Genomic DNA, 19,484 nt, shown 5'->3' with positions numbered 1-19,484 from the left:
TCGCTGCGTCGATAATGATATTCGATACCTGCATAGTTCCTGACTTGCTGGTATCCGGCGGATACCACCGAATACACGGATGCACGCGCAGATAGCGAGCAAATATCCGGTATGCCAGGATCGGACTCGCACTTCCGCGAACACATCTGACGCGGTGACCCAAAACCCCATGTGAGGGCGCCCCGCACTTCGAACACTAGCAGGTTCACACCAGATTTGCCGCTCTCTTGTGAACTGCGCCAATGCGTTTGGCAACGCTGCTAAGATGCCGTATTGCTGCGTAATTGCGGACTTATAAGGATGGCTTTGCTTCAAAAAAACCGCCACGGGCCCACTAATGGCCGGAAGTGATTGTTATGTGATCGACCGATTATCATTTGTCAATACCCCTACCGCCTCGGCGATTGTGCCCGGCGGGATGATGGCGGTATGCCCGAACGCGATCGAGACGAGCAGGGGCGGGCCACCAACGCCAGGCCCCGGGACCGACTGGGGCGCCCGCTGCCGCCGGGCAGTCCCGGAGTACCGCGGATACCCGACGACCTGGACCTCGCACCCGCTGCTGCCCTCGACTACGCCCAGCAGCTACTGGATCAGGGGCTGGCCTTCAACGCGCACGAAGTACTCGAGTCGGTCTGGAAGAACGGCCCGGACACCGAACGCATGCTGTGGCAGGGTCTCGCGCAGTACGCGGTCGGCCTCACCCATATCCAGCGCGGGAACCCGAAAGGCGCGCGTACGCTGCTGGAACGCGCGGTCGGGCGGCTCCGGGCCTTCGATCCGGCCGCCGCCGGGTACCCGGTGGGAGAACTCCCCTACGACCTCGACGGGCCGGGTCTCATCGCCCACGCCGAGGCCCTGCTGACCGAGTTGGCGACCACACCGGAAAGCAAGGCAGGCACCACCGGACGCGAGCACCCGGGGCCGGCGGACCGGTCCGGGCTGATGCCCCGGCTGCGCCGAGACATACCATGACCCCGATGCCGACCACCACGTCCGCCGCACTCGCGGGACGGTTCGCGCCCAGCCCGTCGGGCGATCTGCACCTGGGTAATCTGCGCACCGCCCTGCTGGCCTGGCTCTTCGCTCGCGGCACCGGGCGCCGGTTCGCGCTGCGTGTCGACGATCTGGACCGGGTGCGGTCCGGCGCCGAGGAACGCCAGCTCGCCGACCTGCGCGCCATCGGTCTCGATTGGGACGGACCGGTGACCCACCAGTCCGACCGCCTCGACCACTACGCCGCCGCCGTGGACCGGCTCACCTCCGCGGGAGTGACCTACGAATGCTTCTGTACGCGAAAGGAAATACAGCAGGCCGTCACCGCACCACACGGATCCCTGGGCGCCTACCCCGGCACCTGCCGTGACCTCTCCCCCACCGAACGCGCGCGGCGCCGCGCGGCCGGCCGGCCCGCCGCAGTGCGGCTGCGTTCGGCCCGTTCGGAATTCGAGATCACCGATCGCCTGCACGGCCGGTACCGGGGCCCGGTGGACGATCTGGTGCTGCGCCGCGGCGATGGAATACCCGCCTACAACTTGACCGTCGTGGTCGACGATGCCGAACAGGGGGTGGATCAGGTGGTACGCGGTGACGATCTGCTCCCGTCCACACCGCGGCAGGCCTATCTGGCCACGCTGCTCGAACTGCCGATACCCGAGTACGCGCATGTGCCGCTGGTACTCAATACCGCGGCCAAGCGGCTGGCCAAACGCGACGGTGCGGTCACGCTGGCCGATCGGCTCGCGCGCGGGGAAACCGTCGGCCAGGTGGTGGGCAGGCTCGCCGGCTCACTCGGCCTGGTGGGTCACCGTGCGGCCGAACTACTCCCCGGATTCGACCCGGAACGGCTCCCCCGCGAACCCTGGGTGCTCGACCCCGACAGCTTGGTGGTCGCGGGCCGCTGTCCGTAACCTGGCCTGCGACCAGGTCTTCGGATTCGAGTTCAGGCAGGCGAGATGACCAGTGGCGGGTACGACCCCAGCAACCACCCCCAGGCCGGGCAGCCGTACGGGCAGCCCCCGCAGTACCCGCAGCCCGGGCAGTACGCTCCACAGCCGGGCCGGTATGCGCCACAGCCGGACCCGTACGCTCCCCAGCCGCCGCACTACAATCCGCCGCCCGGACAGCCGCAGCCACAGCCCTACGGTCAGCAGGCCCCTCCCGCCCCTCCGGCCCAGCCGGCTCCCCGCTACCAGCAGACGGTGTTCCCGGAGGCCCAGTACGGCGGCCAACAGTACGGGCACTATCAGCCCGCGTTCGGCGTCCCCGGAAACCTGTGGCCGCGGTTCGCGGCCCGCCTGATCGACAATCTCATCATCGCCCTCCCGCTGGCCCTGCTGCTGAACTTCGTCCTCATGCCGAACATGACCGGTCTCACCGGGCCGGCGGTCAGCTACGCCATCATCTTCGCGGTCACCCTGGTGTACTACGTGCTCATGGAGTGGAAGACCGGCGCCACCCTCGGCAAGAAGATCCTGGGCCTCAAGGTCGTGGCACCGGACGGGGCGCCCGCCGTCCCGCCGCTGCTCGCGCTGAAACGCAATATCTTCCTGGCCGTGTTGATCGTGCCCTGTGTCGGCTGGGTGGCCGGGGCCGCGCTCATGCTCTACACGGCCGCCACCCTCGACAAGAACCCGAACCGGCAGGGCTGGAACGACAAACTCGCGGGCGGTACCCAGGTCATCGCGGCCTGAGTACCCGGCGGGTCAGGCCCCCGCGGCGCTCGCGACGATCATCACCACGAACCAGATGACGCCCAGGGCGATCAGGCCCACCCCGATCCAGATACCGGCGAGCGCCATCCCGCGGCCCTCCTGGCCGCTGTCGCGGATCTGATTGAGCGAGATGACGCCGAGGATGATCCCGACGATCGAAGTGGCGCCGCAGGTCGCGAAACCGGCCAGCGAGGTGACCAGCGAAGCGATGGCCAGGCCGTTCGTACCGCGGTTGGCCGGATAACCGTAGGGCTGGTAGCCCGCCGGATACCCGGCCCCCGGCGCGCCGTAGGGCGCGTAGGGCGGTGGTCCGGGGTAGGGAGCCGCGGGCGGCGGGGTCGCGTACGACGGTTGCCCGTGCGGCGGTGCGGGGGACCCGGCCGGGGTGGAGGGGTACTGCGGTGCCGACGGATAACTCGAAGGTTCGGACGGATGCTGCCCGGCAGCGGGGTCCGACGAAACGCCCGACCCCCCGTACTGCTTCCACCACTCGTCGGATTCACCGGGGTTCGTCATGACTACAGCCTATTCGAGAGTTTGATTGGATAGTCGGGTGGAAGATTCGAACAAAACCCCTTTACCCGGCAAGTCTGGACACCCCGCGCCCGCGCATGCGGCCCACGCACAGGTGGCGCGGGGGTACTACACACCGATCGTCGTACTGTTCACCGCAACACTCATCGTCTCCAATATCTGCGCGACCAAGGGGGTGCAGTTCTTCGCCGGCAGTTCGCTGACCCTTGGCCCGTTGGAGATCCTGCCGATCACCACCGATGCCGCGTTCTTCCTGTTCCCCCTCGCCTACATCGTCGGCGACGTGCTCAGCGAGGTCTACGGATTCCGTGCCACCCGGCACGCTGTCTTCTATGGTTTCGCCGCACTACTGCTGACTGTTATCTGTTTCGCCGTCGCGATCCGGCTGCCCGCCGCGGTGTTCTACGAGAACCAGGAGGCCTTCCGCAGCGTCATCGGCACCACACCGCAATTGGTGGCGGCCGGTCTGGCCGGTTACCTGGTCGGTCAGCTGCTCAACTCCGCGACGCTGGTACTGATCAAGGAACGGACCCGGGAGAAGTATCTGTGGGCGCGGCTGATCGGCTCGACGGTGGTCGGCGAACTCGCCGATACGCTGATCTTCTGTTCGATCGCCGCCACGGCCATCGGTATCGACAGCTGGGGCCAGTTCGTCAACTATGTGATCATCGGGTTCCTGTGGAAAACGCTCTGCGAGGTGCTGGTCCTGCCGGTGACCTATCAGGTGATCGCGCTGCTCAAGAAACACGAACCGACCTACGCCCCGAGCGACGCCGCCCCGCTGCGCTCCTGATCCGGACCTGTTGTGCCCGGTCACCGCGCCGGGTACAACACATTCCGGTCCGCACTCGGCAACCACCGTCCGGCACGACCGCACCCACTTATGTCTACTTCGGTTCGTCCGCGTTCCCGGTCGGAGCCCGTCCCGACTCCCGGACCGACGGAGCGCGTGCGGTCGGCCGTCCAGAGAGTGGCGACCTTTGAGCACCGACAATGGTTGTGCACCTACCGCGGCGGAACAAGGTGCACGTCAGCACTCATCTTCAGTCTTCTCCGGATGGTCGGCATCCGCAGTCGGAGGCCGCCGATATTACGGCGCGGTGATGCGGCCCTGCCAGCGGCCGAGGGCTTCGGCGCGGTACTCGTCGAAGTAGCCCCCGTCGATACTGGCCCGGATACGGTCCACGAGCCGGATGGTGAAGCGTTCGTTGTGGATCGTGCACAAGGTGGAGGCCAGCATCTCCTTGGCCTTGAACAGGTGGTGGATATAGGCGCGGGTGTAGTTCGCGCAGGTATAGCAGTCGCAGGTCTCGTCGATGGGAGTGAAATCCCGTTTGAAGCGCAGGGTGTCGATATTGAACCGGCCGGCCTCCACATAGATGCCGCCGTTGCGGCCCACCCGGGACGGATTCACACAGTCGAAGGTGTCCGCGCCGGCCTCGATGGCGGCGAACATATCCTCCGGTTCGCTGATCCCGAGCATATGTCGGGGCTTGTCCTCGGGTAGTTCGTCGCAGCACCAACCGACGATGGTGCCGAGATTGTTCTTCTCCAGCGCCCCGCCGATCCCGTATCCGTCGAAACCGGTTCCCGCGGTGCCGCGGATCTCGGCCAGGTCCCGGGACGCCTTGCGCCGCAGGTCCTCGTATTGCGCACCCTGCACAACCGCGAAAAGCGCCTGGTAGGGACGGTGTACGCGTTCGACGGTGAGCCGCTCGTGCTCATCGATGCACCGTTGCGCCCAGTCGTGCGTGCGCCGCACCGATTTCTCCTGGTACCCACGGGTGTTCATCAATGTGGTGAGCTCATCGAAGGCGAACATGATGTCCGCGCCGAGCTGGTGCTGGATCCCCATCGAAACCTCCGGGGTGAAGCGGTGCCTCGACCCGTTCAGATGCGACCGGAAGGTCACCCCGTCGTCGTCCACGGTCGCCAGGCGTTCCTTGCCCTTGGCGATGACGTCGTCGCTGCGCACGTCGACGGTCTCCATGGCCAGGACCTTCTTGAATCCCACCCCCAGCGACATGACCTGGAAGCCGCCGCTGTCGGTGAAGGTGGGCCCCGGCCAGTTCATGAAGGCCGCCAGACCGCCGGCCTCGTCGACGATATCCGGGCCGGGCTGCAGGTACAGGTGGTAGGCGTTGGCCAGTAGCGCCTGCGCCCCGAGTTCCTTCATAGCCTCCGGCAGGACCGCCTTCACGGTCGCCTTGGTGCCGACCGGGATGAAGGCGGGGGTCGCGACGGTTCCGTGCGGGGTACGCAGCACCCCCGTGCGACCGTGCCGCCCCTCGAGGCGGGTACCGACACTGAACGAGAATCCGACGCCATCCGACACGGCCGACATCCTCTCAGGCAGTATCTACTGGTCACGAGCGAGGGCCCCACATGGCCACGCTGCGCTACCTCCTCCGGGCGCGACCCGCTCATGCCGGGGTCCATCGGCGTGACCGGGTGCCCTGCACGCTTACGCTGCGCGGCTCCTCCGGGCCCGGCCCATGCCGGGGTCAGGCGTCGACCGCGGCCGCCGCGAACTGGGCGCTGTAGAGCCGGTAGTACGCGCCCCCGCGCGCCAGCAGATCCTCGTGCGTCCCGGTCTCCACGATCCGGCCCGCCTCCATCACCACGATCAGGTCGGCGTCGCGGATGGTGGACAGGCGGTGCGCGATCACAAAACTGGTCCGGTCGCGCCGCAGTTCCGCGGTGGCCTGCTGCACCAGCAGTTCGGTCCGCGTATCGACCGAGCTCGTGGCCTCGTCCAGCACCAGGATGGCCGGTTTGGACAGGAAGGCCCGCGCGATGGTGATGAGCTGTTTCTCCCCCGCGCTGACCCCGGTGCCCTCCTCGTCGATCACGGTGTCGTACCCGTCCGGCAGGGCATGCACGAACCGGTCCACGTAGGCCGCTCGGGCGGCGGCGAGAATATCGTCGTCACTCGCGGTCGGGTCGCCGTAGGCGATGTTCTCCCGAATGGTGCCTTTGAACAGCCAGGTGTCCTGCAGCACCATCCCGATCCGCGAACGCAACTGCTCCCGGCTCAACGCGGTGATATCGACCCCGTCGATGGTGATCACCCCGGAGTCGAGTTCGTAGAACCGCAGCAGCAGGTTGACCAGCGTGGTCTTGCCCGCGCCGGTGGGTCCGACAATGGCGACCACATGTCCGGGTTCGGCGACCAGCGAGAGGTCCTCGATGATCGGCGTCTCCGGTTCGTAGCGGAAGGAGACGTCGGCGAACTCCACCCGGCCGCGTTCGGGCGGGCGGGTGACCTTCTCGGCCGGGTCGGGGCTCTGTTCCGGAGCGTCGAGTATCTCGAAGATCCGCTCCGCCGAGGCCACCCCCGACTGCAGCAGGTTGGCCATGGCGCCGATCTGGGTGAGCGGCTGGCTGAACTGGCGCGAGTACTGGATGAAGGCCTGCACCTCGCCCAGCGACAGCTGACCCGAGGCGACCCGCAGCCCGCCGATCAGCGCGACCAGCACGTAGTTGATGTTCCCGAGGAACATCGACGACGGCATGATCAGGCCGGAGATGAACTGCGCCCGGAAACTGGACTTGTAGAGATGGTCGTTGCGCTCGTCGAACTCGGCGCCGACCTGCTTGCTGCGACCGAACGCGGTGATCACCTCGTGCCCGGTGTAGGCCTCTTCCACCTGGGCGTTCACCAGTCCGGTGTATTTCCACTGGTCCACGAAATGCGGTTTGGACCGTTTGGCGATCTGGGCGGTCACCACCACCACCGCGGGCACCGTCAGCAGGGCGACCAGTGCCAGCAGCCACGAGATCCAGAACATCATGCCGAGGATGCCGATTACCGAGAGCACCGAGATGAGCAACTGGCTCATGGTCTGCTGGAGGCTCTGCGAGACATTGTCCACATCGTTGGTGACGCGGCTGAGCACATCGCCGCGGGGCGCGGAGTCGAAGTAGCTCAGTGGCAGCCGGTGGATCTTGTCCTCGACATCGGAACGCAGCCGTTTGATGACCCGGTTGATCACATCGTTGAGCAGGAAGGCCTGCAACCAGCCGAAGACCGCGGCGCCCAGGTAGAGCGCGAGCACGAGCGTCAGCACCCGTCCGACCGCGTCGAAGTCGATGCCGACACCTGGTACGACATCCATCCCCGACAGCATATCGGCCATGGTGTCCTGCCCCTGGGCCCGCAGGCCGGCGATCGCCTCCTCTTTGCTCACGCCCGAGGGCAGCTGCCGGCCGACGACTCCGTCGAAGATCAGGTTGGTGGCCTTGCCGAGCAGGTACGGCCCGGCGATATTGAGCACCACCGAGACGGTGCCCAGCCCGATGATCACCCCCACCCGCACCCGCTCCGGCGCGAGCCGCCGCACCAGCCGTTTCAGCGAAGGTTTGAAGGATTTCGGTTTGGCGTCCGGAGCTCCCGGCGTTCCCGGCCTCACAGCACCTCCTCCGATGCGAGCCGATGCGGTCGGCGGACGCCACAGCGTCGGCGGAACTCGTGCAGTGTCGCGCCGCCTCGTGGCGGTTTCATCCGGTCCGCGGAGGGCGCGGCGAAGGTTTCGCAGTATCGCATCATCGCGCCTCCTCCACACTCAGCTGGGATTCGACGATCTCGCGATACTCCGCGCAATCACGCAGCAGTTCCTCATGGGTACCGACGCCCGCCATCTCACCGTCCTCGAGTACGACGATCCGGTCGGCGTCGCGAATGGTGGCGATCCGCTGGGCCACGATGATCACCGCGGCATCCGCGGTCGCCGGGCGCAGGGCCGCGCGCAGCCGCGCGTCGGTGGCCACGTCGAGCGCGGAGAACGAATCGTCGAACAGATACACCCGGGGCCGGCGTACCAGGGCCCGGGCAATGGCCAGCCGCTGCCGCTGCCCGCCCGAGACCGTGGTCCCGCCCTGCGCGACCGCGGTCTCCAGGCCCTGGGGCATGGCGCGTACGAAGTCGGCGGCCTGGGCGATCTCCAGGCAGCGCCACAGTTCCTCGTCGGTGGCGTCCGGATCGCCATAGCGCAGGTTGCTCGCCACCGTGCCGGAGAACAAGTACGCCTTCTGCGGCACCAGCCCGATCCGCGACCGCAATTCGGCCAGATCGAGGTCGCGCACATCGGTGCCGCCGATCTCCACCGTGCCCTCGGTAACGTCGATGAGGCGGGGGATCAGATTCAGCAGGGTGGTCTTACCGGACCCGGTGGAACCGACGATCGCAGCGGTCTCCCCCGGACGCACCGCGAAATCGATTCCGCACAGCACCGGTTTCTCGGCACCGGGGAAGCTGAATGCGGCGTCGCGCACCCGCACCTCGGCGGGATCACCCAGGAACGGCTTCGGCAGGTCCGGTGAGCGCACCGACGACGGCGTGTCGAGGACCTCGGAGATCCGGTCGGCCGAGACCGCCGCGCGCGGGGCCATCATGGCCAGGAACGACGCCATCATGACGGCCATCAGGATCTGCATGATGTAGGAGAGCAGCGCGGTCAGCGAGCCGATCTGCATCTCACCCGCGTCGATGGCCTTTCCGCCGAACCAGATCACCGCCACCGAGGTGACATTGCTGATCAGCATGACCGTCGGGAACATGAGCGCCATCAACCGGCCCACCCGCAGCGAGATATCGGTGAGGTCGTTGTTGGCCACTCCGAACCGCCATGTCTCGAGCGGCTCCCGGACGAAGGCGCGGACCACGCGGATACCGGTGATCTGCTCGCGCAGCACCCGGTTGACCTGGTCGAGCCGGGTCTGCATCTGCCGGAACGCGGGCACCATGCGGGCAATGATGAAACCCATGCTCAGCGCCAAGGCCGGCACCGCGATCAGCAGCAGCCAGGACAACCCGAAATCTTCGCGCAGCGCCATGACGATGCCGCCGACGCACATGATGGGCGCCATCACCGCCACGGTCGCCGCCATGACGATGAGCAGCTGGACCTGCTGGACATCGTTGGTGTTGCGGGTGATCAGCGAGGGCGCGCCGTACATCCCGACCTCACGCGCCGAGAAGGCCCCCACCCGGTGCAGCAGCGCGCCGCGCAGGTCACGGCCCGCGCTCATCGCCGCCTGCGCGGCCAGGAACACCGAGGACGCGGAGGCGATGATCTGCACGCCGGAGACCAGCAGCATCCGCAGCCCGGCCGTCCAGATGTAGCCGATATCGCCCTTGGTGACCCCTTCGTCGATGAGGTCGGCGTTCAGACTCGGCAGGTACAGCATCGCGATCACCGAGATCAGCTGTAGTACCACGATCCCGGTCAACTGTTTCCGGTACGGGCCCAGGAAACCACGGAGCAGTCGGATCAACATGATGACCGCACGCTACCGTCTGTCCCGGTGGGACGGCCTGTGATTTTCGGCGGCTCGGTGCGGTGCGGTTCGCGGCGCACCCAGGCGCCGGGGTCGGCGGTGAGCGTCCCGATGAATTCCGGCAGACCGTTCGCGGCGATATCGGCCAGGCTCACGTTCTCCAGCACCGCACGCAGGTTGACCCGCAGCGCGATCCACACCTGTAGCAGCGGTTCGGCCACCCCCGCGTACTGCACTTCTTCGGGCCGCAGGCCCCGTACCGAGGCGAGCGGGCCCTCGAGCGCACGTATGACGTCGGCGATGGAGATATCGGCGGGCGGGCGGGCCAGCCGGTAACCGCCGTCGGGGCCGCGCCGGCTGGTCACCAGCCCGGCCCGGCGCAATTCGGCCAGGACGCTCTCGAGCACTTTGGGTGGTATGCGCTGAGCTGCCGCGATGGACTCCGCCTTCACCGCGACAGCCTGGTCGGATGCCGTGATCTCGAGCAGGGTCCGCACGGCGTGATCCACCTTGGCGGTGATGTGCACGACTGACCTGACCTTTCGCTGTGCCGGGGCACGATGACGCGACAAAACTAGTCGGCGCCGAGTTGGAGAACCGCGAGCGCCGCGTCCAGCAGCGTCGCCTCCACCACATCATCTCCCGCGTCCTGTGCGACTTCGTTGGAAACAAGCGCGACGGCGAGGATTTCCATGGCGGCGCTCGCCCGTAGCAACCGGACCGCGCTGGGTTCGGGCCCGGCGAGCCAGTTCCGGAGCGCCTTGTTGGCGTCCACGATCACCGGATACTGGTCGGCCAGCGCGTTGACGATGGCCACGGCATTGCGCAGCATCATCTCACCCGCGTCGCGGTGGCGGATCATGGCCCGGATATAGGACTGCAGCACAGTCCGGCGAGTGGCGGCGTCCGACGGCATCTGCTCGACTTCCTCGGCGAGTGCACGCAGCTCGTCGAGGAGCGGGTTGACGATCGCCACGAGCAGTTCCAGTTTCGAGGCGTAGTGATAGTAGAGCGACGGCTTTGTGATTCCGACCGCATCCGCGACTTCGCGCAGGCTCGTCTCTTCGTAGCCTTTGGCCCCGAACAGCTGTACGGCGGCGTCCAGGATGGCCCGCTTGGTATCTCGACCTGCGGTAACGTGGTCGCCAGTTCTTCGATTCGCCATGCTCGGCCCCTTCTCGTTCTTCCGGTGACAGGCGCGGTCGGCACCGGAAGTCGAGCTTGTTCCTCCACTTAACCTACCGGTAGCCTACCTACCGTACGGTAGATAATCTGGCGTCCACCGTGTAGGCGGATCCACCGGCTCCTGGCACGCGAAAGCGTTCGGCCCGCGCAGCCCCGGTCCGCGATAGCGACGTCGGCCGTCAGTTCGTCACGCGCAATGACCAAACCGTCCCGGCCTCACTAGGAGAAATCCCTCGTGTCCGTATTCCTGTACAGATGGGGAAAGTTCGCTTTCCGCCGGAAATGGATAGTGCTGCCCGTCTGGGCGCTGATCCTGGTACTGCTCGGTGGGGCGGCAGCCTCGCTGTCGAAGCCGTTCCAGGACAGCTTCGAGATGCCGGGACTACCGTCGGAGAAGGCCACCGGCATCCTCGAGGAACATATGCCGCAGATGGCGGCGATGTTCAGCATCGATGCCATCAACGGCACCTATGTGATCGCGGCCCAGAACGGCAAACTCACCGACGAGCCGAATATGGCCGCACTCGACGCACTGGTCCAGCGGCTGAACGAGCTCGACATCGTCGACCACACCGAGCAGGCCGTCAACCCGGTTCTCGCCACCTCGATGATGCCCGCCAGCCAGGAAGCCGCCAAGGCCCAGGCGCAGGCCGCGGCCGGACTCGCGCCCGGTGAGGCCCCGCCGCTGCCGGAGCCGAACTGCCTCGACGGTCAGGGTTCCCCGGAGTTCAAAGGGCTGTGCGGCGGCGCTCCGCTGAACGTGCTCAACGAGAAGAACCCGGAAACCGTCGCCGTGCTCGACGTGAAATTCACGATGCCGAGTTTCTCCGATATCACCGAGGAGAACCGGCAGGCCGCCGAGGCCATCGCCCAGCAGGGCCGTGACGCCGGCCTGACCGTGGAGTTGACCGGCGCCATCGCCCAGACCCAGGTCGAATCAGGCCAGGCCGAGATGATCGGTATCGGGGTCGCGCTGATCGTCATGATCATCGCCTTCGGCGCCATCGTGGCGGCGTTCGTCCCGATCGTCACCGGCATCGTCGGTGTCGCCTGCGCGGGCGCGCTCATCCTCACCGGCACCTCGCTGACCGAGGTCCCGACCTTCACCCCGATCCTGGCCTCCATGATCGGCCTGGCGCTGTCCATCGACTACGCGCTGTTCATCGTCTCCCGGTACAAACACGAGCTGGTGGTCCAGGACTCGCCCGAGGAGGCCGCGGGTGTCGCGGTCGGCACCGCCGGTTCGGCCGTGGTGTTCGCCGGACTCACCGTGGTGATCGCCCTGCTCGGGCTGTCGGTGGTCGGGATCGGCTTCCTCACCATGATGGGTATCGGCGGGGCCACCGCGGCCGGGTTCGCGGTCTTGGCCGCTATAACCCTGATGCCCGCGCTGCTCGGCGCGCTCGGCCGCTTCCTGTTCAAGCCGAAACTGCCGCTGGTCGCCCAGCACGATCCCGAGGACGACGATTCGGTCACCAACGGGATGCGTTTCGCTCGGGTCATCGCCCGGGTGCCGGTACTGACGCTGGTGGCGAGCGCGATCGTGCTGGGCGCGCTCGCGGCCCCGGCAACTCAGCTGAACCTGGGCCTGCCCGGCGGCGACAGCATGCCCGAGGACTCCTCGGTGCGTAAGGCCTACGAATTGCAGACCGAGGGCTTCGGCGAGGGCAAGAACGGCGCACTCGTGGTCGCGGTGGACCTCTCCGAGACCCCGCAGGATCAGCGCGACGCGGCGCTGACCGCCCTGCGGGACAAGTTGGCGGGCTACGACGGCGTGGACTACCTGAGCGTCGCGCAGCCCAGCCAGGACGGGCAGGCGGCGCTGTTCCAGGTGGTACCCGATTCCGGCCCGAACAGTGCCGAGACCCAGGACCTGGTGGCCCACGCCCGGGATGCCGAGGCCGCGCTGCAGACGCAGTACGGCATGGAATACGGCGTCACCGGCCAGACAGCCATCTACGCCGACATCAACCATGTCCTGCTGGCCAGCATCATCCCGTACCTGGCGATCGTCGCCGCGGCCGCGTTCGTGCTGCTGCTGCTGGTGTTCCGGTCCATCCTGGTACCGCTCACCGCCGCGCTGGGCTTCCTGCTGTCGATGGCCGCAACCTTCGGCGTCACGGTGCTGATCTTCCAGGAGGGCGCCTTCGGCCTGGTCAAGGACACCCATCCGATCATCAGCTTCCTGCCCATCGTGCTGATCGGCCTGGTATTCGGGTTGGCGATGGACTACCAGGTCTTTCTGGTGACCCGGATGCGCGAGGAGTACGTGCACGGCAAGGATCCGAAGGCGGCGATGGTCAGCGGTTATCACCACGGGGCCCGCGTGGTCACCGCGGCCGCGATCATCATGATCTCGGTCTTCGGCGGCTTCATGCTCTCGCCGGACATCACCTCCAAGTCCATGGGCTTCGCCCTGGCAGCGGGTGTGTTCTTCGACGCCTTCCTGGTGCGGATGGTGCTGATCCCCTCGCTGCTGGCCCTGCTGGGCAAGTGGGCCTGGTGGATGCCGGCCTGGCTGGACCGGATTCTGCCGGATATCGATGTCGAGGGGACGAAGCTGCGGGAACTCCAGCAGCGCGCCAAAACCCCCGCGGCCGAATCCGAACCCGCTGGAGTCTGATCCACCGGTATCTCCGGAAAACGGCCGGCGTCCGCAATGGACGCCGGCCGTTCCCGTTCCCGGCCACTCTCCGTTCCTGCCACGGGGAAGGCCCACCCCACTCCGGTCGGACGGGTGCACTTCGTGCCGGTCGGATGGATGCACTCCACGCCGGGCGGACAAGTGCACTCCGCGCTGGTCGTACAGTCCCCTCCGCGCCAGGTGGACAGTCCCTGCGCCGCCGGGTGGACAAGCCCACTCATAGCCGGGCAAACGGATGCATTCAGCGCCGGGCAAGCAGTTCCACTCAGCGCCAGGCGGGCAGTTCCGGCAGCGGCTGCGGCAGCGCGCTGTCCGCACCACGGCCCAGCAGCCAGGCCAGCAGCGCCGACGCCGGCCCCGCCACGACCTGCTCCGGCTCCCCCGCTCCGATGATCGCCGTGAAACCCGTATCGGTCGCATCGACGGCGAAGGACCGCACGCCCGCACGCCCGCCCAGGTCGACGGCGGCCTCGGCGAGCAGTTCGGCCACGAAATCCGCCGGCCAGTGCGCGTGGGTGTAACCGGCGTCCAGGTCGAGGTGGTGGATCAGGATCTCCTGCAACCGCATCCACGGGATCCGGGTCGCCTCGACCGGTGTCCCCTGCCTGGTCCGGACCTCCGTCCGCCACTGCTCGGCGGAGAGCACTCCGGCCATCCCGGCCAGCCGGTCGGCCGACTCCACCAGGTCGGCGCGCTGTTCGGCGAGCGGACGCGGCGCACCCGCCGCGATATCGGAGTCCCGCAAGGCGGCGCTGGCGTACTGCGGCGTCTCCACCCCGGTGTGGGCCCAGAGCAGCAGATTGACCAGGCTGTCGGCATTGCGGGACAGATGGGTCAACACATGGCCCCGGGTCCAGCCCGCTAGCGCCGACGGAGCGGCGACCGCCGCGTCGTCCAGAGTGTCGACGGTGGCGAGCAGCGCGCGGGTGGCGTCGGTGACCGCCTGCGTCCGCGCGGTGAGCAGTTCGATGAAATCGCTGGGCACGGCTCCGACCCTACTTCCGGGATATGTCTGAATCCCAGCGGTTTCCGGGCCCGTCGGATCTTCCCCCAGGGCCGCCTGCACCCGGTCGGCGGCCCGCACCGGATCCTCGTGTTCCCAGATCCGGACGACCTGCCAGCCCGCCGCGCGCAATGCCGCGTCGGTGGCCCGGTCCCGCGCGACATTGCCGGCCAGTTTCTCCGCCCACCAGGCGGCATTGTTCTTCGGGTCGGTGGCATGGTCGGGACAGCGGTGCCAGAAACAGCCGTCCACATAGACCGCGATCCGCCGGCGCGGGAACACCACGTCCGCGCGGCGCCGCTGCCCCCGGATCGGCGCGCGGTCCACGAAGTAGCGCAGGCCCCGCCGATGCAGTTCACGACGCAGTGCCAGTTCTGGGGCGGTATGCGCGCGCCGCTGCCGCGACATCCGCGCACTGGTCGCCGCGTCGGTCGGCGGACGCCACGAGCCGTCGCCGGTCATGCCGCCCAGCCTCCCATCCGATCCAGGTGGGCCTGCACATCGTCGAGGAACCCGGCCGGGAAACGCAGCGACCCCATACCGGTGCGGCGCAGGAAACCAGCAGTGGCCCGCGCCGACAGCAACTGCGTGTCGGTGAGGAAGAAGCGCAGGTCCTCGTAGTGGTCGTGCACGGGCCACGGCGAGATCGGCACCTCGAACGCCGCCCCGGCCCGGCCCCACGCCGCGCCCGGCCACGGACTGCCCGGCGGCAGCGGGATATGCCCCGGGATCGGCTCGGCCGGAGTACGCAAACGGGAGCCGACCCACGCCGCCATCCGCACACTCACCGCATTGCCCACCAGTTTCCAGCGCTGTCCCGGCCGGAACCCCGGCGCGTCCAGCGCCGGTTCGGTCCAGCCGGGCGCGAAGCCCTGCAACCGCTCCCCGTCGGTGATCCCCGGCGTGACGATCTCCCCGGACGGCAGCCGCACCGCCGGCGGGCTGGCGATACCGAGACCCGATCCACCCTTCAACGTCGGGACGGCGTTGACCACCCATCCCAGGCCTCGCACACCCTCGGTCCAGTAGAAGCCGCACGGATCGTCCTCCGGGGAACCCAGCAGTCGCGGCCCGGCGTCGTCGGCGAACAACACCGTGCGCGGATCCTCGGTGCGCGAGGCCAGCATGATCACCCGGTTGCGTCGCTGCGGCAGGCCGAAGGCGCGCGCGTCCACCACCCGGTAGGCCCAGGTGTAGCCGAGTTCGTCGAGGGCCGCGGTGATATGGCGCATGGCCGCCCCGCGGCCGAGTTGCAGCATGAACGGCACGTTCTCGATGAGCAGCCAGCGCGGCCCACGTTTGCGCCGGACCAGCCGGAACACATGGTCGACCAGACTCGATCGGGTTCCGGTGATACCCGCGGTGCGGCCCGCCTGCGACAGGTCCTGACACGGGAAACCCGCGGCGACCAGTTCGGTATCCGGCGGCAGCGCCCGCAGCCGGGTGATATCGGTGTGCAGTTCGGCATCGGGGAAGCGGCTCGCCAGCACCGCCCGTGCGCCCGGGTCGATTTCACAGAGCAAAGTCGTTTGCCATCCGTGCGCCGACAGCCCGAGTTCGAGACCTCCGATCCCGGCGAAAAGCCCCACCATTCGCGCGCCCGCCACGAAGTCCTCTCTCCATCCGGTCCGGCTCCCGAAGGGAGATTACTCCGCGGATTCTTCCGGCTTTCCGGGTCGCGGTGCCCGAGTGCGCGATTCCCGAACGCGGCTCTCTCCAGGAGCGGTTCGCGGCCGTGAGATACACCACCGTCACATATGCGCCTGTCCGCGAGTCGATCATGGTCAATCCAGAGTTACTCAGCGACAACACCATAGAAATACCTGGTCAGGGGTTTATCGCTGGTGGTTTCAGGTTCGCGGTCACGGCCCGGAGGTCTGGCAGGATGGGCGCCATGAAGTTGCGTGTCGGTCTGGCCACCGTGGTGTCGGGCGCTTTCGCCCTGTCCGGTGCGATCCTGCCCGGCACCGCGACGGCCACCCCCGAACCGCCGCATGCCGCGCCCGCGCGGCCCGACACCGGTTCCGCCGAGGACCCCGGCCCGGTGGAGAAAGCCGAACCGGTCCCCGCCCCGCACGCCGCGATCATCGGTACCGAACCGGTGACCGACCGGCTGATGCGGGTGTTCGTCGATTCACCGGCCATGCACCGCACGGTGCAGGTGCTGGTCCTGCTACCCACCGACCGGAGCACACCCCGCCCCACCGTCTACATGCTCGACGGCCGCAGCACCCAGCCCGACAGCAACAACTGGCTCGACCGCGGCGACGCCGCCCGGTTCTTCGCCGACAAACCGGTCAATGTGGTGTTCACCGTCGGCGGGCCCGCCAGTTTCTACACCGACTGGCAGCGCCCCGACCCGGTGCTCGGCGTCAACAAATGGGAGACCTTCCTCACCGAGGAACTGCCCCCGCTGCTGGACGCCCGGTTCTCGGGGAACGGCCGTAACGCCGTGATCGGCACCTCAATGGGCGCCGAGGCCGCGATGATGCTCGCCATCCGCAAACCCGAGCTGTACACCGCGGTCGGCGCGCACAGCGGATGCTTCTCGACCGGCACCGATCTCGGTCAGGCCCAGGCCCGCATCGTCGTCTCCACCTACAAGGGCGATCCGGAGAACATGTTCGGCGCCCCCGACGACCCGGCCTGGCTCGCCCACGACGTGACCCTGCACGCCGCCGCGCTGCGTGGCAAAGCGCTCTACCTGTCGGTGGGCAGCGGGCGCCCGGGTGTCCACGACACCCTGGCCAACCCGGAAACCCCCACCAGCGTGGTGATGGGCGGCCCGCTGGAGGCCGCCACCGATTTCTGCACCCGCCGGCTGGCCCAGCGTCTCGACACCCTGGGCATCACCTACACCGCCAACTTCCGCCCGACCGGCACCCACTCGTGGCCGTACTGGGCCGACGAACTGGTCACCTCCTGGCCCACCATCGCCGGCGGGCTCGGACTCGCCTGAACCGCCGGTCAGGAGCCGGCGAAGCGCGCCGCGGTCTCCGGGTCGGTCGCGAAACCCAGGAACAGATCGTTCTCGTGCGGATCGCCCGCGGTCACCCGGACACCCTCACCGGCGAAGGGCCGGATCAGCACGCCCGCCGCCGCGCTCGCCTCCGCGAATTCGGTGGTCGCGGCGTCCAACGTGATCCACAGGAAGTTCGATTCGCTCACCGGCACCCGGTAGCCCGCCGCCAGCAGCGCGGTACGCATCCGGTCGCGTTCAGCGATCACCGCTTCGGTGCGGTCCAGTAATTCGTGGCGGGCCTCCAGGGAGGCGATGGCCGCGGCCTGGGCGACCCGGCTCACGCTGAACGGGATATGCACCTTCAGCAGCGCCGCGATCACCTCCGGCGCGCCCACCGCGTACCCGACCCGCAGTCCCGCCAGCCCGTAGGCCTTCGAGAAAGTCCGCAGCACAACCACGTTCGGCCGGTTCCGGGCCAGCTCGACCCCATCGGGATGATCACCGGGCGTCATCCGCAGGTACTCGTAGTAGGCCTCATCCAGCGCGACCAGGACATTGCCGGGCACCCGGTCCAGGAACCGCTCCAGTTCCGCCCGGCCGACAGCGGTGCCGGTGGGATTGTTCGGGTTGCACACGAAGATCAGTCGGGTCCGCTCGGTGACGGCAGCGGCCAGCGCGTCCAGGTCGTGCACATGATCACGCAGCGGCACGGTCACCGCGGTCGCGTTGCCGACCTGGGTGATGATCGGATACGCCTCGAACGAACGCCACGCGTAGAGCACCTCGTCGGCCGGGTCCGCGCAAGTGATCTGGACCAGCTCCTGGCACAGCGCCACACTCCCGCAACCGACCGCGATATTCGCCGGCTCGACGCCGAGGAACTCCGCCAGCGCCGCTCGCAGTTCGCCGGACTGGTTGTCCGGGTAGCGGTTGGCCAGTTCCACCGCCTCGGCGACGGCCTTGCTCGCGGCGGGCAGCGGACCGATGGTGGTCTCGTTACTCGCCAGCTTGACCGCGCCGGGATGGCTGCGGCCGGGAACGTATGCCGGAATGGAATCGAGGTCCGGCCGGATGTGCACGGTCACGTAACGAGCTTAGTTCCGGTCTCGATCGAGCCACGTTCGGGCTGCTCAACCACTAATTCTCCCCGGTCCCGGAATATCGCCCTACGCTGGGAACATGTCGGGCACTTATGACGATATCGCGCTCCTGCGGCGCGGCGAACCGGAAGCGAACGGATACGACCAAGCGCCGACAGGGGCTGTCACCAGCCCGAAAGCCGACGAACATGTGCCCATCACAGTCATCGAACCCGACGGCTTCGCCCGTGGCGGAATCGTCCTGTTGCACGAGGCGCGAGAGTTCACCGGATCGTTGCTGGAGTTCATGCGCGCCCTCGCCGTCGAGGGGTGGCTGGTCGTCGCACCGAACCTGTTCCACCGCGCCACCGCGTCGGCGTCCGGGGTGTACGGCGACGAACTCTTCGAGGATTTCGATGCCTGCTTCGACTGGCTCACCCACCGCGGCGTCTTCCCGGACTGCATCGGCGTGCTCGGTTTCGACACCGCCGGCACCGCGACCTTCCTCGTCGCCACCAACCGCCCCGTCGGCGCCGCGGTCAGCGTCGGCGCCACCGGTATCACCGCCCCCATCACCGAACAAGCCGAGGCACTGGTGGTGGCCGCACCACGCCTGCAGGCCCCCTGGCTGGGCCTGTTCGGTGGCGAGGCGGACACGTGCGCCGGCGATGTGGACGCCCTCCGCGACGCCACCGCCACCGCCGCCGTTGCCAGCCTCGTGGTCACCTACCCCGGCCGGCTCCACCGCGCCGACCACGCGGGCGGTGAGGACGGCGACGACCTGGTCGACCCCCGAACCCGTATCTTCGACTGGTTCGACAGCCATTTACGCTGATCTACCAGCCGTTTTGCAGTTTTCCTACAAGCTCGGGTAGCCTTCTTGCTCGGCGGTTCGAAAGGACCGGTGCCCTCGAAGAGAAGGCTCCAGGAGGCGTGCCAGAGCGGCCGAATGGGACTCACTGCTAATGAGTTGTCCCTTCACGGGGACCGGAGGTTCAAATCCTCTCGCCTCCGCCACGCCCGGGAAACCGGGCAACAACTGAATATGCGTATGCGCCCGTAGCTCAACGGATAGAGCATCTGA

The 19,484-nt window shown here is 67.7% G+C and carries 16 protein-coding genes, 1 tRNA gene and 1 pseudogene; 8 read left to right on the top strand and 10 right to left on the bottom strand.

What is annotated here, in order from left to right:
• The first annotated feature begins 429 nt into the window (after positions 1 to 429).
• The 3 genes from NGR01S_RS06100 to NGR01S_RS06090 are packed head-to-tail and all read left to right on the top strand — an operon-like array spanning position 430 to position 2,693.
• Entirely contained in the window at positions 430 to 975 is a 546-nt protein-coding gene (locus tag NGR01S_RS06100) for a DUF309 domain-containing protein (protein WP_063035211.1), read from the top strand.
• Positions 972 to 1,910: a tRNA glutamyl-Q(34) synthetase GluQRS gene (gene gluQRS, locus NGR01S_RS06095; protein ID WP_157107146.1), complete on the top strand. Its 939-nt coding sequence runs from the start codon at positions 972 to 974 to the stop codon at positions 1,908 to 1,910. Before NGR01S_RS06100 ends, gluQRS begins: the two co-directional genes overlap by 4 nt.
• Positions 1,911 to 1,955: 45 nt before the next feature.
• Positions 1,956 to 2,693: an RDD family protein gene (locus NGR01S_RS06090; RefSeq protein WP_084480429.1), complete on the top strand. Its 738-nt coding sequence runs from the start codon at positions 1,956 to 1,958 to the stop codon at positions 2,691 to 2,693.
• Between the two features lie 12 nt (positions 2,694 to 2,705).
• Here the strand turns inward: NGR01S_RS06090 and NGR01S_RS06085 are convergent, their stop codons facing one another.
• On the bottom strand, positions 2,706 to 3,230 hold the full coding sequence (locus NGR01S_RS06085) for a DUF4190 domain-containing protein (RefSeq protein ID WP_063035209.1): 525 nt from the start codon (positions 3,228 to 3,230) through the stop codon (positions 2,706 to 2,708).
• Positions 3,231 to 3,267: 37 nt separating this feature from the next.
• Between NGR01S_RS06085 and NGR01S_RS06080 the strand changes: the two genes are divergently transcribed.
• Positions 3,268 to 4,041, top strand: a complete 774-nt coding sequence (locus NGR01S_RS06080; RefSeq protein ID WP_084480428.1) for a queuosine precursor transporter — start codon at positions 3,268 to 3,270, stop codon at positions 4,039 to 4,041.
• Positions 4,042 to 4,338: 297 nt separating this feature from the next.
• Here the strand turns inward: NGR01S_RS06080 and tgt are convergent, their stop codons facing one another.
• From tgt to NGR01S_RS06055, 5 genes are all read right to left on the bottom strand, one after another.
• Entirely contained in the window at positions 4,339 to 5,592 is a 1,254-nt protein-coding gene (gene tgt / locus NGR01S_RS06075; RefSeq protein WP_063035207.1) for a tRNA guanosine(34) transglycosylase Tgt, read from the bottom strand.
• A 160-nt stretch (positions 5,593 to 5,752) separates the two neighbouring features.
• On the bottom strand, positions 5,753 to 7,660 hold the full coding sequence (locus NGR01S_RS06070) for an ABC transporter ATP-binding protein (protein WP_063035206.1): 1,908 nt from the start codon (positions 7,658 to 7,660) through the stop codon (positions 5,753 to 5,755).
• Positions 7,661 to 7,793: 133 nt separating this feature from the next.
• Entirely contained in the window at positions 7,794 to 9,527 is a 1,734-nt protein-coding gene (locus NGR01S_RS06065; protein WP_063035205.1) for an ABC transporter ATP-binding protein, read from the bottom strand.
• Positions 9,521 to 10,054: an RrF2 family transcriptional regulator gene (locus NGR01S_RS06060; RefSeq protein ID WP_063035204.1), complete on the bottom strand. Its 534-nt coding sequence runs from the start codon at positions 10,052 to 10,054 to the stop codon at positions 9,521 to 9,523. The genes NGR01S_RS06065 and NGR01S_RS06060 overlap by 7 nt, the downstream gene beginning before the upstream one ends.
• Positions 10,055 to 10,101: 47 nt before the next feature.
• Positions 10,102 to 10,692 carry a TetR/AcrR family transcriptional regulator gene (locus NGR01S_RS06055; RefSeq protein ID WP_063035203.1) on the bottom strand — a complete coding sequence of 197 codons (591 nt, stop codon included), beginning with the start codon at positions 10,690 to 10,692 and terminating at the stop codon, positions 10,102 to 10,104.
• 255 nt (positions 10,693 to 10,947) lie between these two features.
• Between NGR01S_RS06055 and NGR01S_RS06050 the strand changes: the two genes are divergently transcribed.
• A complete protein-coding gene (locus tag NGR01S_RS06050; protein ID WP_063035202.1) occupies positions 10,948 to 13,335 on the top strand; it encodes an MMPL family transporter in 2,388 nt (795 codons plus the stop codon).
• 286 nt (positions 13,336 to 13,621) lie between these two features.
• Here NGR01S_RS06050 and NGR01S_RS06045 read toward each other — a convergent pair whose 3' ends face one another.
• The 3 genes and pseudogenes from NGR01S_RS06045 to NGR01S_RS06035 form a co-directional block, all read right to left on the bottom strand.
• Positions 13,622 to 14,422, bottom strand: a complete 801-nt coding sequence (locus NGR01S_RS06045; RefSeq protein ID WP_373861397.1) for a maleylpyruvate isomerase family mycothiol-dependent enzyme — start codon at positions 14,420 to 14,422, stop codon at positions 13,622 to 13,624.
• A pseudogene (locus NGR01S_RS06040) lies at positions 14,399 to 14,821 on the bottom strand (very short patch repair endonuclease); the annotation flags it as partial. The pseudogene NGR01S_RS06040 and the gene NGR01S_RS06045, both read right to left, overlap by 24 nt.
• Complete coding sequence (locus tag NGR01S_RS06035) at positions 14,818 to 15,951, bottom strand: DNA cytosine methyltransferase (protein ID WP_174551669.1); 1,134 nt, start codon at positions 15,949 to 15,951, stop codon at positions 14,818 to 14,820. The gene NGR01S_RS06035 and the pseudogene NGR01S_RS06040, both read right to left, overlap by 4 nt.
• A gap of 302 nt (positions 15,952 to 16,253) precedes the next feature.
• On the opposite strand from NGR01S_RS06035, the gene NGR01S_RS06030 reads away from it, so the two are divergent.
• Complete coding sequence (locus NGR01S_RS06030; RefSeq protein ID WP_063035317.1) at positions 16,254 to 17,318, top strand: alpha/beta hydrolase; 1,065 nt, start codon at positions 16,254 to 16,256, stop codon at positions 17,316 to 17,318.
• Positions 17,319 to 17,326: 8 nt separating this feature from the next.
• Here the strand turns inward: NGR01S_RS06030 and hisC are convergent, their stop codons facing one another.
• Positions 17,327 to 18,406 (bottom strand): histidinol-phosphate transaminase, encoded by a 1,080-nt coding sequence (gene hisC, locus NGR01S_RS06025; RefSeq protein WP_063035200.1) that lies wholly within the window; start codon positions 18,404 to 18,406, stop codon positions 17,327 to 17,329.
• A gap of 94 nt (positions 18,407 to 18,500) precedes the next feature.
• Here hisC and NGR01S_RS06020 point away from each other — a divergent pair, with 94 nt between their 5' ends.
• Both NGR01S_RS06020 and NGR01S_RS06015 read left to right on the top strand, forming a co-directional pair.
• Positions 18,501 to 19,235, top strand: a complete 735-nt coding sequence (locus NGR01S_RS06020; RefSeq protein ID WP_063035199.1) for a dienelactone hydrolase family protein — start codon at positions 18,501 to 18,503, stop codon at positions 19,233 to 19,235.
• A gap of 92 nt (positions 19,236 to 19,327) precedes the next feature.
• Positions 19,328 to 19,417, top strand: a tRNA-Ser gene (locus NGR01S_RS06015).
• The last annotated feature ends 67 nt before the right edge of the window (positions 19,418 to 19,484 follow it).

The organism is Nocardia grenadensis NBRC 108939, from assembly GCF_001613445.1.
GTDB lineage: Bacteria > Actinomycetota > Actinomycetes > Mycobacteriales > Mycobacteriaceae > Nocardia > Nocardia grenadensis.
This window is presented reverse-complemented; position numbering and strand designations above follow the sequence as displayed.

Excerpts from the sequence above, each read along its gene's own strand:
- NGR01S_RS06035 (WP_174551669.1), bottom strand. The coding sequence starts at position 15,951 with ATGGTGGGGCTTTTCGCCGGGATCGGAGGTCTCGAACTCGGGCTGTCG.
- NGR01S_RS06055 (WP_063035203.1), bottom strand. The coding sequence starts at position 10,692 with ATGGCGAATCGAAGAACTGGCGACCACGTTACCGCAGGTCGAGATACC.
- NGR01S_RS06085 (WP_063035209.1), bottom strand. The coding sequence starts at position 3,230 with ATGACGAACCCCGGTGAATCCGACGAGTGGTGGAAGCAGTACGGGGGG.
- NGR01S_RS06100 (WP_063035211.1), top strand. The coding sequence starts at position 430 with ATGCCCGAACGCGATCGAGACGAGCAGGGGCGGGCCACCAACGCCAGG.
- NGR01S_RS06020 (WP_063035199.1), top strand. The coding sequence starts at position 18,501 with ATGTCGGGCACTTATGACGATATCGCGCTCCTGCGGCGCGGCGAACCG.
- NGR01S_RS06090 (WP_084480429.1), top strand. The coding sequence starts at position 1,956 with ATGACCAGTGGCGGGTACGACCCCAGCAACCACCCCCAGGCCGGGCAG.
- gluQRS (WP_157107146.1), top strand. The coding sequence starts at position 972 with ATGACCCCGATGCCGACCACCACGTCCGCCGCACTCGCGGGACGGTTC.
- NGR01S_RS06065 (WP_063035205.1), bottom strand. The coding sequence starts at position 9,527 with ATGTTGATCCGACTGCTCCGTGGTTTCCTGGGCCCGTACCGGAAACAG.
- NGR01S_RS06030 (WP_063035317.1), top strand. The coding sequence starts at position 16,254 with ATGAAGTTGCGTGTCGGTCTGGCCACCGTGGTGTCGGGCGCTTTCGCC.
- tgt (WP_063035207.1), bottom strand. The coding sequence starts at position 5,592 with ATGTCGGCCGTGTCGGATGGCGTCGGATTCTCGTTCAGTGTCGGTACC.